The following is a 16,150-nucleotide window of genomic DNA, read 5'->3' as shown; positions in this document are numbered from 1 at the left end:
CGGATCATTGAAATTCTCCTTGGCAAATCATTCAAAATGGCGTGAGATTCTTCTGACCCTGGAACTGCTCAAGAAAAATCCAGTTGCAGTTGCCGGGATTATTATCTTGACGACCATGACACTGATGGCGGTTTTTGCCGATGTTCTCGCCCCCTTTGATCCCATCCGGATCAGTCTTGGAGAAAGGCTGCAGCCTCCGGGCTCTGTTCATTTTTTCGGTACGGACGAGGTGGGAAGGGATATCTTTACCCGGGTGATGTTCGGGGCCCGGATATCCCTGAGGATCGGTTTCCTGGTCATCCTGATCTCCGGGGGAATCGGATCCCTTGTGGGGGCGGTTGCCGGTTTTTACGGCGGCCGGGTGGACAATATCATCATGCGTCTCATGGATGTCATCCTATCCTTTCCTTCCCTGGTCCTTGCCATGGCCCTGGCGGCCGCCCTGGGACCCAGTCTCAACAATGCCATCATGGCCGTGGCCTTTGTGATGATCCCGAAGTTTGCCCGGCTGGTCCGGGGGGACGCCCTCTGCGTAAAAGAGATGCAGTTTGTCTCTGCCGCCCGGGTGTCCGGGGCCGGGAATCCATGGATTATCTTCAACCATATCCTTCCCAACTGCATGAACTCGGTGATCGTGCTGGCTACCCTGACCCTGGGCGATACCATTCTCATTGCCGCCTCCCTCAGCTTCATCGGGCTGGGAGCCCAGCCCCCGGCTCCCGAATGGGGGGCCATGATCAGCGTGGGCAGGAAATTTTTAATGGATCAATGGTGGTATGCGACCTTTCCCGGCCTTTTCATCCTCTTGACCGTAATCGGGTTCAATGTCCTGGGAGACGCCCTGCGGGACATCATGGACCCCAGGATAAGAAGGTGATCCGACAGATGCCCTTGCTGGAAATCCATAATCTGAGTGTTACCTTTACCAACTACCAGGGGACCTCCAGTGTCCTTGACCGGGTCAGACTCTCCGTGGAAAAAGGCGAGATTCTCGGCCTGGTCGGGGAGAGCGGGTGCGGAAAGTCCGTAACCGCCCGTGCCGTTCTGGGGCTGATTCCCATGCCCCCCGGAAAAATCGGTTCGGGCAGTATCCGGTTTAAGGGAGAAGATCTGACCCGGGCGTCGAAAAAGAGAATGCGCGGGATCCGGGGAAACGAGATCTCCATGATCTTCCAGGAACCCATGAGCTGCCTGAATCCGGTTTTCACCGTGGGGAACCAGATGCGGGAGGTGATCCGGATCCACCGCAGGCTCAGGGGCAGGCAGGCTGAGGAACTCTGTGCGGACATGCTGTCCAGGGTTCAGATGCCGGATCCTCTGGCCGTGCTCAAAAAATACCCCCATGAGCTTTCCGGCGGGATGAGACAGAGGGTAATGATCGCCATGGAACTGGTCTGCGGTCCGGATCTTCTGATCGCAGACGAGCCCACCACCGCCCTTGATGTGACCGTCCAGGGACAGGTGTTGGCCATCCTTATGAAATTGAGCCGGGAACGGGATATTTCCGTTCTCATGATTACCCATGACATGGGGGTGGTTGCCCAGGTATGCGACCGCGTGGCCGTGATGTACGCCGGCCGGGTCGTGGAGACCGCCCCGGTAAAGCAGTTGTTCTCAGATCCCAGGCACCCCTATACCCGGGGCCTTATTGCCTCCATCCCGGACATGGACGGAACGGGCTGCCTCCATTCGATTCCGGGAAACGTTCCCGGATTGATCGATCCGCCCAAGGGATGCCGGTTCCACCCCAGGTGCGAAGATCGAATCACCCCCTGTGACATCCGGGTGCCTGAGCTGGAAGCGGTTTCCCCGGACCATTACGTGGCCTGCCATGCCGTGGAAACGGCGGGCCCGGAACAAGGAGAGGACAGATGAGTCCGGTGATTGAAACCCAGAATCTTGTCAAGGAATTTAAGGTCGGGCAGGGGTTTTGGGGCTCCTCCTCCAGGAAATTGAGGGCCGTGGATCAAGTTTCCCTCCAGGTGGATTCCGGAGAGACCCTGGGCCTTGTGGGCGAATCCGGATCCGGAAAATCCACGGTGGGCAATTGCATCCTGCGGCTGGTGCCGCCCACCGGCGGAAAGGTCTTGTTCCGGGGAGAGAATATCCTTGGGATGAAGGAAAACCGGTTTAGATCCGTCCTGGGAAAACTGCAGATGGTTTTCCAGGATCCCCAGTCTTCCCTGGACCCCAGGATGACGGTCAGAAAGATCGTAGGCTATCCTTTGAAAATACAACAGGGGATCCAGGGAAGAGATCTGACCCGGCGGGTATCTGCCGTGCTGCAGGATGTGGGGCTGGACTCCGGGCATCTGGACCGGTATCCCCATGAATTTTCAGGGGGACAAAGACAGCGCATCGGCATCGCAAGGGCTTTGATTACCGGCCCGGAGTTTGTTGTCTTTGACGAACCCACTTCGGCCCTGGATGTTTCCGTACAGGCCCAGATCCTGAACCTGGTGGTCAGGCTTCAGGAAAAGTACAATTACGCCTATCTCTTTATCTCCCACGACCTGGCAGTGGTCCGTCATATCAGCAGAAGAATCGCCGTGATGTACCTGGGCCGTATCGTGGAAACAGCGCCCAAAGAGAGGTTCTTTTCAAATCCCTGCCACCCCTATTCAACTGCCCTGATCGCTTCGGTGCCCAGGCCCGATCCCTTTCGCAGGCAGACCCTGTCCGTGCTCGGGGGAGATGTTCCAAGCCCCATGGATCTGCCCAAAGGATGCGGGTTTGCCCCAAGGTGCGGCCGGGTAATGGAGCAATGCCGTGAGGTTCCCCCGCCCCGGGTCCGGGTGGCCGAGGATCACTGGGTGGACTGCCACTTGTACGGATAAAATCCGGGGAAGGAGTCCCTCCCGGGAAGAAGACCTATAATATAAACCCATGAAGATTGAACAGGAAAAAACAGCATGAAAATATTGATTTCAGCAGACATCGAAGGCATCGGTTCCGTGGTTCGCAGGGAGCATTCCGGTGTCCAGGAAAGGGAGTACCTCCGGGCCAGAAAGTTTATGACCGAGGAGGTCAACGCCGCCGTAAGGGGAGCCTTTGATTCAGGCGCTTCAGAAGTCCTGGTGGTCGATGCCCACAACGTGGGGCTCAACCTTTTCCCCGAAGACCTGGATGAGCGGGCAGGACTCATCATGGGTTCTCCCAGGCCCCTGGCCATGATGGAGGGGGTGGACCGGGGCATGGACGGGGTATGTTTTGTGGGGTATCACGGAATGGCCGGAATGGCAGATGCCGCCATCGCCCACATCTTTCACGGCCGGGTCTCGGAATTGAAGTTCAACGGCCTCAGGGTGGGGGAAATCGGTTTAAACGCACTGATCGCCGGTGTTTACAATGTTCCGGTTATCATGATATCCGGTGACCAGGTGGCCTGCCGGGAAGCGTCCCAGCTGATACCGGAGATTGAGACGGCCCAGGTCAAGGAATCCATCGGGGCCTATGCCGGAATCTGTTCCCATCCGGTAAAGTGCCGGGACAAGGTATACCGGGCCGTGCAAAAAGCCATATCCCGTATGGACGGGATCTCCCCTCTGGTATTGGATCCCGGAGAGGTGACCATGGAGGTCCGCCTTACAACGGCCTCGGGTATTGACCGTGCCCTTCGGCTGCCGGGCACCCAAAGGGTGAGCGGGGATACCCTGGAATACAGGGCAAAGGATTATTTTACAGCCTATCAGGCTTTTGCGGCCATTGCAGACCTGGTGGAGCTTGTGCCTTTTATATGAAGAAAGCAGGAAATCTGAATTTTTTTCCCAAGGGCGTGCCCTTTTACAAGATGCATGGGTGCGGCAATGATTTCATCATCATTGACAACCGTGAACTTGGTCTTGGAAGGGACCGGATGGGAAAATGGGCCCGGGTCCTGTGCCGCAGAGGGCTGGGAATTCACGCAGACGGTCTTTTTTTCCTGGACCGGCCCCCTGGAACCGAGCAGGACCTTGCCTATGTCTGGCATTTTTTCAACAAAGACGGCAGCTTTGGAGAGATGTGCGGCAACGCGGCAAGGTGTGCGGCGTGGCTGGCCCATGCCCTGGGAATGGCCCCGGCAGAACATGAATTCGGAACCCTGGCCGGCCGGGTCCGGGCCAGGGTGATCCAAAAGGATGCCCATGCCGGCCAGGTAAGGATCAGCCTTCCCCCTCCCAGGGATATCGGCCTGAACATGGCCCTGGATATCCAGGGCCGGTCCCTTGAAGTTCACCGTGTGGTGGTGGGCGTACCCCACGCCGTGGTCTTTGTTGAGGACACAGAAGAGGTGGATGTCTGCGGGCTGGGCCGGCAGATCCGAATCCATGGCGAGTTCGCTCCGGCAGGGGTCAACGTCAACTTTGCCCAGGTCCTGGATTCGAAGACCATTAAGATAAGGACATTTGAAAGGGGGGTGGAGGATGAGACCTTTGCCTGCGGGACCGGCTCGGCCTCCACTCAGTTTTTGTCCCGTCTGCTGGGCCATACCGACCAAGAGGCCGTTCTCCTGACCCGGAAGGGACACAGGTTGATTGTCGATGCTGGAGAGGAAAGTCTTTCCCTCCAGGGCCCTGCGGAACTGACCTTCCAGGGCCTGTTCTCCCCTTTACGCCTGGGCCTGGAATAGGGCGGGCAGATCCGTTCTTTCACCTGCCCCAGGGAAAATTAGGGACCCGGCAGTATATAGTTTTTACCCGGCCATTTTCTCACTGGAAGCCTTTTCAATCCCCACGGCGCAGACCTTGTAGTCGGGTGTTTTGGACACAGGGTCCAGAAAGGTGCCCAGCAATTGGTTTGAATTGGCATTCATGAAATGAAAGTCCATGAAAATCGCCCCTTTGGGGACGATATGGCCGAATTCCACCGGTGTGACGACCCGGCCCCGCCTGGAGGAGACTAGGATCCGATCCCCGGGTTCAAGCCCCATCTCTGCTGCATCCTCCTGGTTCATCTGGGCTTTGGGTTTTGGAAATTCCCGGTTCAGGGAAGGGCATCTGCCGGTCATGGTGCTTGTATTGTAGTGGGCGTACCGCCGGCCCGTGGTCAGCAGAAAAGGATACTCAGTATCGGGCTTTTCCCTGGACGGCCTGTGAACAATGGCATGGAATCTGGCTTTTCCCCGGGTAAAATTTCCCTGGTGCAGAAAAGGGGTGCCCGGGTGACTGGGCCCGGGGCAGGGCCATTGAATGCCCAGGGAGCGGATCCGGTCATAGGTGATTCCGGCAAAGGACGGTGTCAGTCCGGCCATTTCCCGGAAAATGGATTCAGCGTCGGGATAGTCCATGGAAAGGCCCAGCCGGGTTCCCAGGGCTGAAAAGATCTGCCAGTTGGGCAGGGCGTTTTCAGGCGGGTCCACGGCTTTTCTCACCCTCTGCACCCTTCGTTCGCTGTTGGTAAAGGTGCCGTCAATCTCGGCCCAGGCCGCCCCGGGCAGAACCACATCGGCCATCTCAGCCGTTGATGTCAGGAAGATATCCTGGACCACCAGGAGTTCGGCCGCATCCAGGGCCTTGCGCACATGGGCGGTATTGGGGTCACCTTCAACGGAGTTTTCCCCGAAGATATAGAGTCCTTTGACAGATCCTTCGATCAGGCCGTCCATGACCTCGGGGATGGTCTTTCCGATTCCATCGGACAGGTCCCGGCCCCAGGCTTCCTGGAACTTGGCCCGGACCTCCGGGTCCGTAACCGGCTGGTAGCCCGGATATACGTTGGGCAGGGCCCCCATGTCACAGGCTCCCTGGACGTTGTTCTGCCCCCTCAGGGGATTGACACCGCTGGAGGCCTTGCCGATCTGGCCGGTGATCAGGGAGAGGTTGGCCAGGGTCTTGACGTTGTCGACCCCGTGGGCATGTTCCGTGATTCCAAGGGTATACAGGATGCTTGAATTTTTCGATCCGGCATAGAGCCTGGCCACCTGGTGGATGGTTTCCTTGGGAACCCCGGAGAGTTCCGCGGCCTTTTCCAGGGGATAGGCCCGGACATTCTTTTTAAGTTCCTCAAAATCTTCGGTTCTCCGGGCGATAAATTCCCTGTCATGCCAGTTGTTTTCCAGGATCTCGTTCATCACCCCGTTGAAAAAGGCAATGTCTGATCCGAAATTGAGCTGGACATGGATGTCGGCCAGGCTGGCCAGCTGGATCTTCCTGGGGTCCACGACAATGAGTTTGGCCCCGGCTTTCCGGGCCTCGAATATGCGGCGGGCAATCAGGGGATGGGCTTCGGTGGTGTTGGATCCCACGACCAGGAGGCAGTCTGCCCCGGCGATTTCCGCAATGGAGTTGGTCATGGCCCCGCTTCCGAATGCAGCGGCAAGACCTGCCACTGTGGGCGCGTGTCAGAGACGGGCGCAATGGTCGACATTGTTGGTGCCGAAACCTGCCCGGCTCAGTTTCTGGAGAAGAAAGTTTTCCTCGTTGGTGCACCGGGCCGAACTGAAAAAGGCAAGGCTGTCGCTTCCGTGCTGCTCTTTGATCCTGGAAAATCCGGAAACGATGGTGTCCAGGGCCGTGTCCCAGTCGGTTTCCTTTAAGCGGCCGTTTTCCCGGATCAGGGGCCGGGTAAGGCGGTCTTTGCTGTGAACGAATTCATGGGCGTTGAGTCCCTTGATGCAGAGCTTTCCCCCGTTCATATCTGTTTCCTTCAGGGGCATGGTGGAAACAAGCTTTCCATCCATTGCCTCCAGCAGCATCTGGCACCCGCATCCGCAATAGGGGCAGGTTGTCCGGGTTACATCATATCGCATGGTCTGATATTCCTGATTTCTTAGGGTTAAAAAGGCTTCCCTTACCATGGCCGAATCGTTATGTCAATCTTGATATAACGGTGGACAGGGCCGGCAGACCTTGGATTGAGAGCCTGCTGGCCGGATTTTTTACTAAATTTCTTTGTTAACCGGGGGGAATATTGTATACTCCTTTAAAAAATCGCTATTCAGATATCAGGAAATTGAAATGACAGATTTTATCCTAGAATTCCATCCGGTCACCCAGGCATTGTTTGCCACATTATTTACCTGGGGAGTCACTGCGGCAGGGGCGGCACTTGTATTTTTCTCAAGAACCATAAATCAGAAATTCATGGACTCAACCCTTGGTTTTGCCGCCGGCGTGATGATCGCTGCCAGTTTCTGGTCCCTTCTTTCACCGGGGATCGCCATGGCCGAACAACTTGGGCAGATCCCATGGCTGAGCGCGGTCATCGGCTTCATGGGCGGAGGGATCTTTATGCGGCTCATCGATAATTATCTGCCCCACCTTCATCCCGGGTTGAGCATGGAAAAGAGCGAGGGCGTTAAAACCTCCTGGCAGAGAAGCACCCTGCTGGTGCTGGCCATAACCCTTCATAATATTCCGGAAGGCCTGGCCGTGGGGGTCGCCTTCGGAGCTGTCGGCGCCCATCTTCCCTCAGCCACCATCGGAGGGGCCATTGCCCTGGCCATTGGTATCGGTATCCAGAATTTCCCGGAAGGCGCCGCCGTCTCAATGCCCCTGAGACGGGAGGGGATGCCTGCGGGAAAAAGCTTTATGATGGGACAGGCCTCTGGGGCGGTGGAGCCCATAGCCGGGGTTTTTGGGGCTTTCTTTGTCATGAAGATGCAGAGTGTTTTGCCCTATGCCCTCTGTTTTGCCGCCGGGGCAATGATCTTTGTGGTCGTGGAGGAACTCATTCCCGAATCCCAGAGAAAATTTGAGAACATCGACACGGTTACCATGGCAACCATGATCGGATTTTCCGTCATGATGGTTCTTGACGTGGCCCTGGGCTAGGATCAAGTCGGATTTTTCAGTAAACAGGATTGAAGAGAGCACCTGGACTGGAGATCTTCCACTCCCTGCGCTCTCTTTTTAAATTGCGCTGCTAATCCTTACCTGCCGGTATATTGTTGATGACCATGATCTCCTGTTTTCCCAGAAAAGCTTCGCCATTGTTATCGTACCCGTACAAGACCAGTTCGTTGGTTTCCCAGATGATCAGTCCGTCCAATGTCTTTACTTCATCCGATAAAAATTTTGCCACAAAGTTGCCCCGGTCATCCGACTTCCAATAGTTGATTGGAATCCCGTTGAGGGTGACCGTGGCCCCGTCCACCACACCATAGGCAATATCGGTATGAACTGTGACAATGGTGCTCTGGCTCTGGATGTTGAGGACATTGGGCGCCACATCGATTTCTATGGTATAGGCATGGGCATGGATGGCGGCAAAAGAAAACAAAAGAAATAGTGCGGCAAGGATCAATAATGCGGACTTGTGGCATTTTTTCATTTTTAATTCTCCCGTGTACTGAATATTTGTTTTTTGCCGGTGCCGGTTTCTTCCGTCACCGGTTGCTCTTGCTAGTACAGGTCGTCTCTGTCCTCTATAACGTCTGTCCGGCGGCAAGGTTACGCTTTTTTTGAATCCTTTCCATGTATCCGGGAAACCCCTTCTTGACCCTGGTGGAATGTTTGCATACAATCTATAAATTATTTCTATTTTCAGGTGTGAAGAATCGGTTATTAATCTGGGATTGTAACCTTTCCGACCCTGCTCCGTTATACAGGCAGAAGATCAAGTTTTTACAAGGAGAGGCCATGAAAAAAAAGTGTCTGATGACGATCATCCTGTTTTGTTTTGTTCTCTTGGGTTTTGTGACCCCATCCCACGGCCTGTCCCAGCAGGAAATGGAAAACATCGAGCAGCAGGTCCGGAAAATGAATGGACTGGGCATACCCGAACCCCAGGCCCGTAAAATGCTGACCCGGATGGTTCAGAATCAGTTTCGGAATCAAAACCGGATTCTGGCCCAACAGATCCTTGCGACTGCAGCCAGAGCCGGGTTGCCAACGGAACCGATCATCAGTAAGGCCCTGGAAGGTATGGCCAAACAGGCAGGGGAAAAACAGATTGTTGAGGCCATGGAAAAGGTCCGGGAGCGCCATGCCTATGCCCACCGGCTGGCCAGGTCCTTATACGGGAAAAAAAAGGGGGTCGCGTCCCTGGGCAAAGCCATTGCCGACAGTCTGGCAGCCGGAATGGCAGCAGAGGATATGGAAGCTGTAATGGCGCAGTTGAATCTCCGGATTCAAAACCGCCGGCAGGTAAAGAATATGGATGAAGTTGATTATTTGTCCGTGCAGACCATGAAGACCGTTCGAACCATGGCCCGGCTGGGGCTCCCGTCCTCCGAAGTATCCGCCACCCTCTGCCGGGCACTCCAGGAGATGGCGAATTACAAGGAAATCGAGCAATTGGGTCAACAGGCTGTCAATCAGAATAGAGGCAGCCTTGGAGCCGGCCGTGGGGCAGGTTCAGGTGCGGGCTCCGGCGGCAGTGACAACGGCTCCGGCAGTGGATCCGGCTCCGGAAACAGTGGTGGTTCCGGCAGTGGCGGAGGTTCAGGATCCGGAGGCAGTGGCGGATCTAATGGCGGCGGAGGCTCCGGCGGGGGGAATGGATCGGGCAGCGGCGGAGGCGGTAAGGGGAAATGATCCCCAGGTCTATTCAGGAGAGGGGATCTTTTATTTGAAGGAGTGTAGACCCACGGAAAAAACAAAAACATTTGACCGGTTTTACCATGAAAATAAGGACCGGGTGTTTGGTTTTCTGATCCGTCTGACCGGAGATTTTCATCTTTCTTTTGATTTCATGCAGGAGACCTTTACCCGGTACTTTTCCCGGTACCGGGACAGGGGATATCATCCTGCCCTGCTGTACACCATTGCCAGAAACACTGCCCTGGATTCCATACGGAAACGACGGGAGGAAACATCTTACAGGGATGAAGTCTTGTCAGGCGACGGAGATCCCGAGAGCCAGATCATACAAAAACAGGGGATCGACAAGATGACCCATGCCTTACAGCAGCTTGCCCCGAATGACCGGGAACTCATCGCCCTGGTGGCGGCCAGAACCTTTTCATATAAAGAAATCGGAAAGATGCTTGATATCAGCGAGGCCAATGTGAAAATTAAGGTTCACCGGGCCCGGCTCAGACTGAGGGAAATTCTTGGGAAAGGAGGAGAATAATGGATTGTCTGCCCAGCATGTTTCTGGACGATGAACTGGATCTGGAGGATAAGAAAAGATTTGTGGAAAAAATCCGGTCAGAACCGGAATTCTATGCCCTGACCCTGGAGTTGCTGGCCCAGGATCAGCTGCTTCAGGAACAGCCGAATCTGCCTGAATCGGTTCTCGATAATAAATGGCGCAGCCCGGCCTGGATCCGCCGGATCCGCCTGCTCAAACCCCTTGGATTTGCCGTGTCCGGTTTTGCCGCTGCCCTGCTGGTCTTCTTTTTTTCTTTTCAGCCTCCGGCCTGCCCCCGGTCAAGCAACCGGTTTGTTCTCTATGAACCCTCTGCCCGTGAAGTGGAGCTGGCAGGATCCTTTACCGGATGGAAGCGGGTTCCCCTGAAACGGATCGGAACCAGCGGATATTGGGAAATCAATCTTCCGGTGGCCTATGGGGAACACCGTTTTGCCTATATCCTGGACAATGACCGTCAGATTGCCGATCCCACCCTTCCGGGCCGGGAAAAAGATGATTTCGGAGGGGTAAACTCGATTTTGAGCCTGGAGAAACCCATATGAGACATGGGGCCATCCTTCTGTCGTTTTTTTTGCTCTTCCTGACGGCCGGCTGTGCCGTCCATTATCACAGGGTTCAGGGGGATACCCTGGTCTTATATCTCAAGGAGCCCCATGCCGGCCGGGTCGCCCTGGCCTGCAGCCTGGACGGATTTGAGCCCCATGAGGCCCGGCTGTCAAAGGGTCAATGGATCGTGTCCCTGCCGTCCAGGGAATCTTTCCGCTACTATTATATTCTGGATAAAAAAGTCTTCATCCCCTCCTGTCCCATGAAGGAAAAGGATGATTTCGGATCTGAAAACTGTATCTACGATCCGGAAATCTGAGGTTTCCCCTCAAAAAGATATCTTCAACCCTATCCATGTACTTTTAAAAAGGTCCGGGACATTTCCATGGGGGCCGGCCCCGGCAATTTCCTCCCGTTTTTGGGCAGGGGGGTTGTCAGGGGGATCTGGGAACCCGGAAGGTGTCCTTTGTTTCCTCCCAGGGCATAATTAAAAGAGTCAATGGGGGCAAAGGGATCATCCGAGTTTTGGCTTCCATTGCAGCCCCTTGGGTGGCCCGTCATTTTAAGGAGCACCGGTTTTATGAATTGTTTAAAGGAAAGCATGGTCGCCGAAGGATTCCCGGGCAGTCCAAAGACAAGGCTTTTTCCAAGGGTTCCGAAAATGGTGGGTTTTCCGGGTTTTACCAGGATGTTGGAGAACTTCATCTTAAAACCCAGGGAAGCAAAGGCCTGGTGGACAAGATCATACTTTCCCCTGGACGTGCCGCCGGAGGTAATGATGAGGTCTGCCCGGAGGGCTTCTTTAAGCAGAGCCTCCAATGCGGTAAGATCGTCCCGGACAATGCCCAGGTAGAGGGGAAGGGCACCGGCGTCTTTAATCAGGGCGGCCAGGACATAAAGGTTGGAACACATGATCTTAAATGGAGACGGAGGCTCATGAAAGTCGGAAAGCTCATCCCCGGGCGAGAGAACGGCTACCAGGGGTTTGCGGTGAACATAGACATGGGCCCGTCTCAGAGTCGCCAGAGCCCCCACTTCCATGGGGGTGACCCGGTCCCCGGCCCTAAGAACAATCTGATCCTTTTTCAGGGATTCTCCCTTGAACCGGATCCCGGTTCCCGGATCCGTATCCCTGTAACAGAGGACATATCCGCTTTCTTCCCTGGTATGTTCACGCCTTACCACGGTATCCGCCCCTTCAGGCACCACCCCTCCGGTCATGATCCGGACGGCCTGCCCCTTTTTGAGGATTTTACTGCAGGGCCTTCCGGCCGGGGATTCCCCGATGATTTTCAAATGCACGGGTTTTTCTTTTGAAGCGCCGCAAACAGAGGAACTAGGAACGGCATACCCGTCCATGGCCGAAATATTCGAGGCCGGAAGGTCTTCGGAGGCGGTAATGTCCCGGGCCAGAACCCGCCCGACCGCATCCAGAATGGGAACGCTTTCCCGTTCCAGGATGGGTGTGGATTCTAAAATCTGTTCTTCTGCCTTTTTAAGGTCGATCATAAAGGCCCCCTCGTTGTTTTTATGATTCTCTCTCATTCCAATAACTGAACCGATACCATGGAGCCTGCGGCCAGGGATTGAACACCCTCTGGAATCGATACAAGGGCCTGGGCCCGGGCCATGGATTTTAAGCGCCTGGACATTTTCAGGGGGGCGAAAACCATCCGGCCTTCCCGGGTTTCCAGACGGCCGTAGATGAATTCGGTCCAGTCCATGTGACGGCCTTCAAGCCCCTGTTTCAGTTCGGCCATTCCCCTGGGAAGGGATGGATCCCCATGGCCTCCCAGCCTCAGCAGGCCGGGCAGGGCGATCTGGAGAAAAGCGGTCAGGTTGGATGGGGGCCCGCCCGGGAGAAGGAATACAGGCTTGTTGTCGAGCATGCCGAATCCCACGGGTTTTCCGGGACCGATCCGGATGGAGTGAAAATGCTTTTTCCATCCCAGGCTTTTCAGGGTGTCGGCAACAAAATCCCGGTCACCGGTCCAGGCGCCGCCGCTGGTCAGCACGGCATCGTGGGTGACGATCATCTCCTTGATTTTTGAGGTGATGATTTCTTTTTTATCCTCCAGCCGGGAGAAGGTCGTGGGCATGCCGTACCTCAGGCACCATGCCTTGAGCATTTCCAGGTTGCTGGCGTAGAGCTTTCCTTTGGGCAGGGGCTGACCCGGCATCACCAGCTCATCCCCGGTTGCCAGGATGGCGATTCTGGGCCGGGCAAAGACCGGTATTTTTCCGTACCCGGCTGCCACCAGAAGGCCGATCAGGCCCGGTGTGAGACGGCTTCCCCTGGAAGCGATCAATTCCCCGGTCCGGACATCTCCCCCCCTGGGCAGGATATTTCTTCCAGGTTCCGCAGTATTGAAAATAATGAGAGTCTTTCCCCGGCGTTGGGTAAATTCCTCGGCCAGCACCCCGTTGGCCCCTCCGGGGATCTCTGATCCGGTCAGAATCCGGACGGCGGTCCCCGGGGTGACCGTTTCAGCGCTGGGATCTCCGGCTGCGGCGGTTCCGATGATGGTAGAGTGAACCGGGTCTTGGGGCGTTGCCCGGGCGATATCCTCTGAAATCACCGCATACCCGTCTTTCATGGAGGCATCGACAGAAGGGGAATTGACCCGGGAGAAAAGGTCTTCATATGCAGCCCTGCCCGGACATTGGGCAGGATCGACAAGTTCACGTCCCTTTAAAGGTGAAATCGTTTCCAGTGTCAGGTTCAGGGCCTGTTGGTATCCTATCCTCTGTTTTTTAGTCATCTCGGGGCCTGTGGGCTTAAAAACCGGGTTGCTTTTTTTATTATCATACACGGGGTTATCTGTTCTGCAATAAGCGGGCAAAGGTGGTCTCGGTCTTTTCACGTCCGAATTTATCGATCAGCGAGTCGAGTCCCGCGGCCAGTTCATCCGGTTCGATTTCCTGGTCCACCTCTTCTTCCCGTTCTTCATAAATCAAAACATCGTTGAGGCACCACTCAACGCAGAGGGGTCTGTCTTCTTCTTCGCACATATCGCATTTTAAGGGAAGACCCGTTCCCGGCTCTTTGAACATATTCCGGGAGGGGCAGGTGGCTCTGCAGAAACTGCATTCATCATATTCCTTTCCATCGATGATATACTGATCCCTGCCGTTGCATTCGGCCGGGGTATACTCTCCGGCAAACACGGGCAGCCAGATATCATTCAACCGGTGGGTGATCACATGGATCCGGGAGTCTGCCGGATTGACGCTGCTGTATTTGGGGCTTGCATGAACGGCGGAACAGACCACCTCGCAGGTCCGGCAGCCGTTGCACTTGTCTGCATCGATTTTAATGGTTTTGATTGTCTTTTTAATTATGGCCATTTTTCAACAACCCCCTTTCTTTTAAATCTGTTGCAATATGGGGCAGATCCAACGCCTCCAGGGTTTCCTGGGTGGGAACACCATCATCGTTCCATCCCTTAAAGTGATAATACCGGGTTAAAAGATCCTGTTCAAGTTCAGGGAACCGGTGCTTCCAATGATCCTGGGGCGGGCGTTCATCCTCCCGGCACATGCCCCGGGTAATATTAAATGCGCGGTGCAGGTTCCGGCTCCTGCTAACGGTTTTCCTCAGCCTCTCCTCATCCACATCCATGCCTGTGGCTGCAGAGATGACCCTGGGGTAGTTGTGGATGTGATAGGGGGGTTTTAAGCAGAAGGATCCCATGCCGCAGCATATCCCGAGGGCATCATCGATATTGTGTAGCATCTCCATCCAATCCACCAGTTCCGAAGCAATTTCCGGGGTGGGGTAGTTCGGGTTGGAGTTTTCTCCCCGGGGTTCCCAGTCTAAAAAATATTGTTTGAATTTTTCATCGGGAAGCTGGGGCCAGTCCTTTACAAAGCTTTCCCGGGTCTTCATGTCCGGGAAAGGCGCCTGGGGCCAGTTGCCCTCCATCTGGGTAATGCTGATCTTTTCATTGGTTGCATACATTAAAAAATAGAGCGGATCCATCATTCCCAGTTTGATGTTCATCTGTTCATGTTTTTTGGTGGTATTATGGTCAAAGGCCTCTGCTCCCTTACCGATCTTCCGGGCCGCCCAATAGGTGCCGTCGGCCAGGATATCTCCGATTCCTTCCCTCCGGGCCAACCGGTCGAGGAGCCAGAAAAACCGGCCCTCTTTGTCCTTGGGACATCCCTTGAAATCCTCATCCGTCAATATGCCGGCTTCATAAAGTTCAACGCCAAAGGCCAGGATCTGGGGAGTGGAAAATGAGTCAAGACCATACTCAAAAGCGCGTTTGCAGATTCTCCAGGTAAAATCAAGATCATCCACAAAGGCGGCCATGGTATAGGTGAGCTTTGAGAAGCATTTCATCATGTAGTTGGGGACGTTGTCATAGGAAATCAGGGCCCCGCATTGCTGGGGACAATTAAAACAGCTGATAAACCGTTTAATGGCACTTCTTTGACTCATCCCCCAGCTTTCCTCGATTTCCTTTGTCCAGAATTTTTTTCTCCGGGTGCGGGCATTTCCCCAGGCAAAACTTTCCGTGTGCCATTTCTCATCCACATGTTTCATCATCTGGGGGGACCCGATCCCCGACAGAATGGGCATGACCTCGGGAATGGGATTTTCATTCCTGAATTGGATATAGGCCATGATTTCCTTCATGACCTCCATGAACTCACCACCCCGGGCCAGGCGGACCGGCCTGGTTCCCCGGACGGCGATGGCCTTTAATTTTTTATCTCCCAGCACGGCACCGCCGCCGCCCCGGCTGGAGCTGGACCTGGACTGTTCTATGGATGCCGTGAAGCAGCGGTTTTCACCGGCCAGACCAATGGCAAGCACCTGAACATCCGGATCCTTGAGCTCTTTTCGGATGATCTCCTGGGTTTCCAGGGCACCCTTGCCCTGCAGATGTGCGGCCTTTCGTATTTCCACCTTATCGTTGTTGATCCATAGATAGACCAGTTCAGGGGACTTGCCGCGGACCACTACCTTGTCATATCCGGCATACTTGAGTTCCGCGGACCAGAATCCCCCCATCATGGGATAGGCAAGCAATCCCGTCTGGGGTGAAATAAAGCTGACAATGGTGCGGTTGGCACTGAAAGCAGGGGTCCCGCACAAAAGTCCCGTACTGAATACCAGGAGGTTTTCCGGATCAAATGGCCGGGTTTCAGGGGGAACCCTGTCATAATGTATTTTGACGCTGGTGCCCAGCCCCCCCAGATAAAGCTCCATCAGTTCCGGGTCGGTTTCCACCCGTTCGATGTTGCCCCGTGTCAGATCGACCTCAAGATTGTATCCGGTCTCCGCATATCTCATCTTCGCTCACCTCCTTCTATCTGATTGCCCGCGATCCAAAGTTGACACCCTTTGAACCCGTCTGCCTGAACCGGCTGAATTCGCTTCTGCAGGGGATCAGGGTCTCGTTATGCCAAAATGGGCATAACCATAATATGGTCTTTATATAGCTATAACATAGCTTGATGTCAATGGATAAGAGAGTCGAATTCATTTTAGCAAGACAGAGAAATCTTTAATTTTCCCCTTGAAAACAAATCCTTTACCGTCATTTTTTGCAGGTTGCAGGCAAAATAAGGAAGAGAT

General features: G+C 54.8%; 16 protein-coding genes and 1 pseudogene. 10 read left to right on the top strand and 7 right to left on the bottom strand.

The annotated features are described in order from the left end of the window. The first annotated feature begins 7 nt into the window (after nt 1-7). The 5 genes from F608_RS0128165 to dapF all read left to right on the top strand — a co-directional run bounded on the left by F608_RS0128165 (nt 8) and on the right by dapF (nt 4,609). Complete coding sequence (locus F608_RS0128165) at nt 8-877, top strand: ABC transporter permease (RefSeq protein ID WP_022669096.1); 870 nt, start codon at nt 8-10, stop codon at nt 875-877. Then, nucleotides 874-1,875: an ABC transporter ATP-binding protein gene (locus F608_RS33710; RefSeq protein ID WP_022669095.1), complete on the top strand. Its 1,002-nt coding sequence runs from the start codon at nt 874-876 to the stop codon at nt 1,873-1,875. The genes F608_RS0128165 and F608_RS33710 overlap by 4 nt, the downstream gene beginning before the upstream one ends. After that, a complete protein-coding gene (locus tag F608_RS0128155; RefSeq protein ID WP_022669094.1) occupies nt 1,872-2,837 on the top strand; it encodes an ABC transporter ATP-binding protein in 966 nt (321 codons plus the stop codon). The genes F608_RS33710 and F608_RS0128155 overlap by 4 nt, the downstream gene beginning before the upstream one ends. Nucleotides 2,838-2,912: 75 nt before the next feature. Further along, a complete protein-coding gene (locus F608_RS0128150) occupies nt 2,913-3,740 on the top strand; it encodes a M55 family metallopeptidase (protein WP_022669093.1) in 828 nt (275 codons plus the stop codon). After that, complete coding sequence (dapF, locus tag F608_RS0128145; RefSeq protein ID WP_022669092.1) at nt 3,737-4,609, top strand: diaminopimelate epimerase; 873 nt, start codon at nt 3,737-3,739, stop codon at nt 4,607-4,609. The genes F608_RS0128150 and dapF overlap by 4 nt, the downstream gene beginning before the upstream one ends. 63 nt (nt 4,610-4,672) lie before the next feature. Here dapF and fdhF read toward each other — a convergent pair whose 3' ends face one another. Next, nucleotides 4,673-6,592 carry a formate dehydrogenase subunit alpha gene (gene fdhF, locus F608_RS37270; RefSeq protein WP_341833823.1) on the bottom strand — a complete coding sequence of 640 codons (1,920 nt, stop codon included), beginning with the start codon at nt 6,590-6,592 and terminating at the stop codon, nt 4,673-4,675. Beyond that, nucleotides 6,569-6,727: pseudogene (locus F608_RS37265) on the bottom strand (hypothetical protein); the annotation flags it as partial. The gene fdhF and the pseudogene F608_RS37265, both read right to left, overlap by 24 nt. A gap of 208 nt (nt 6,728-6,935) precedes the next feature. Between F608_RS37265 and F608_RS0128130 the strand changes: the two are divergent. Next, nucleotides 6,936-7,751 carry a ZIP family metal transporter gene (locus F608_RS0128130; RefSeq protein ID WP_022669091.1) on the top strand — a complete coding sequence of 272 codons (816 nt, stop codon included), beginning with the start codon at nt 6,936-6,938 and terminating at the stop codon, nt 7,749-7,751. 91 nt (nt 7,752-7,842) lie between these two features. Here the strand turns inward: F608_RS0128130 and F608_RS0128125 are convergent, their stop codons facing one another. Continuing rightward, the gene (locus F608_RS0128125; RefSeq protein WP_022669089.1) at nt 7,843-8,250 is read right to left on the bottom strand and encodes a hypothetical protein; all 408 of its coding nucleotides are present in this window, start codon (nt 8,248-8,250) and stop codon (nt 7,843-7,845) included. 308 nt (nt 8,251-8,558) lie between these two features. Here F608_RS0128125 and F608_RS36715 point away from each other — a divergent pair, with 308 nt between their 5' ends. Genes F608_RS36715 through F608_RS0128105 form a run of 4 tightly spaced genes read left to right on the top strand, consistent with a single transcriptional unit; the run spans nt 8,559 to nt 10,879 of the window. Further along, nucleotides 8,559-9,455, top strand: coding sequence for a hypothetical protein (locus F608_RS36715; protein ID WP_022669088.1), 897 nt, complete (start codon nt 8,559-8,561; stop codon nt 9,453-9,455). Then, a complete protein-coding gene (locus tag F608_RS0128115) occupies nt 9,418-9,993 on the top strand; it encodes an RNA polymerase sigma factor (RefSeq protein ID WP_022669087.1) in 576 nt (191 codons plus the stop codon). Before F608_RS36715 ends, F608_RS0128115 begins: the two co-directional genes overlap by 38 nt. Further along, the gene (locus tag F608_RS0128110) at nt 9,993-10,556 is read left to right on the top strand and encodes a glycogen-binding domain-containing protein (RefSeq protein WP_022669086.1); all 564 of its coding nucleotides are present in this window, start codon (nt 9,993-9,995) and stop codon (nt 10,554-10,556) included. Before F608_RS0128115 ends, F608_RS0128110 begins: the two co-directional genes overlap by 1 nt. After that, nucleotides 10,553-10,879, top strand: coding sequence for a hypothetical protein (locus F608_RS0128105; RefSeq protein WP_022669085.1), 327 nt, complete (start codon nt 10,553-10,555; stop codon nt 10,877-10,879). The genes F608_RS0128110 and F608_RS0128105 overlap by 4 nt, the downstream gene beginning before the upstream one ends. 29 nt (nt 10,880-10,908) lie before the next feature. On the opposite strand, the gene F608_RS33700 is transcribed toward F608_RS0128105, so the two are convergent. Genes F608_RS33700 through F608_RS0128085 form a run of 4 tightly spaced genes read right to left on the bottom strand, consistent with a single transcriptional unit; the run spans nt 10,909 to nt 15,865 of the window. Continuing rightward, on the bottom strand, nt 10,909-12,069 hold the full coding sequence (locus F608_RS33700; RefSeq protein ID WP_051148671.1) for a molybdopterin molybdotransferase MoeA: 1,161 nt from the start codon (nt 12,067-12,069) through the stop codon (nt 10,909-10,911). 32 nt (nt 12,070-12,101) lie between these two features. Next, entirely contained in the window at nt 12,102-13,322 is a 1,221-nt protein-coding gene (locus tag F608_RS0128095; protein WP_027363204.1) for a molybdopterin molybdotransferase MoeA, read from the bottom strand. Nucleotides 13,323-13,377: 55 nt separating this feature from the next. After that, nucleotides 13,378-13,908 (bottom strand): 4Fe-4S dicluster domain-containing protein, encoded by a 531-nt coding sequence (locus tag F608_RS0128090; RefSeq protein ID WP_022669082.1) that lies wholly within the window; start codon nt 13,906-13,908, stop codon nt 13,378-13,380. Then, nucleotides 13,895-15,865, bottom strand: coding sequence for an aldehyde ferredoxin oxidoreductase N-terminal domain-containing protein (locus tag F608_RS0128085; protein ID WP_022669081.1), 1,971 nt, complete (start codon nt 15,863-15,865; stop codon nt 13,895-13,897). Before F608_RS0128085 ends, F608_RS0128090 begins: the two co-directional genes overlap by 14 nt. Nucleotides 15,866-16,150 lie beyond the last annotated feature (285 nt).

Source organism: Desulfospira joergensenii DSM 10085, from assembly GCF_000420085.1.
Classification (GTDB): Bacteria; Desulfobacterota; Desulfobacteria; order Desulfobacterales; family Desulfobacteraceae; genus Desulfospira; species Desulfospira joergensenii.
The sequence above is the reverse complement of the archived record's forward strand: the minus strand, read 5'-3'. Positions and strand labels throughout refer to the sequence as shown.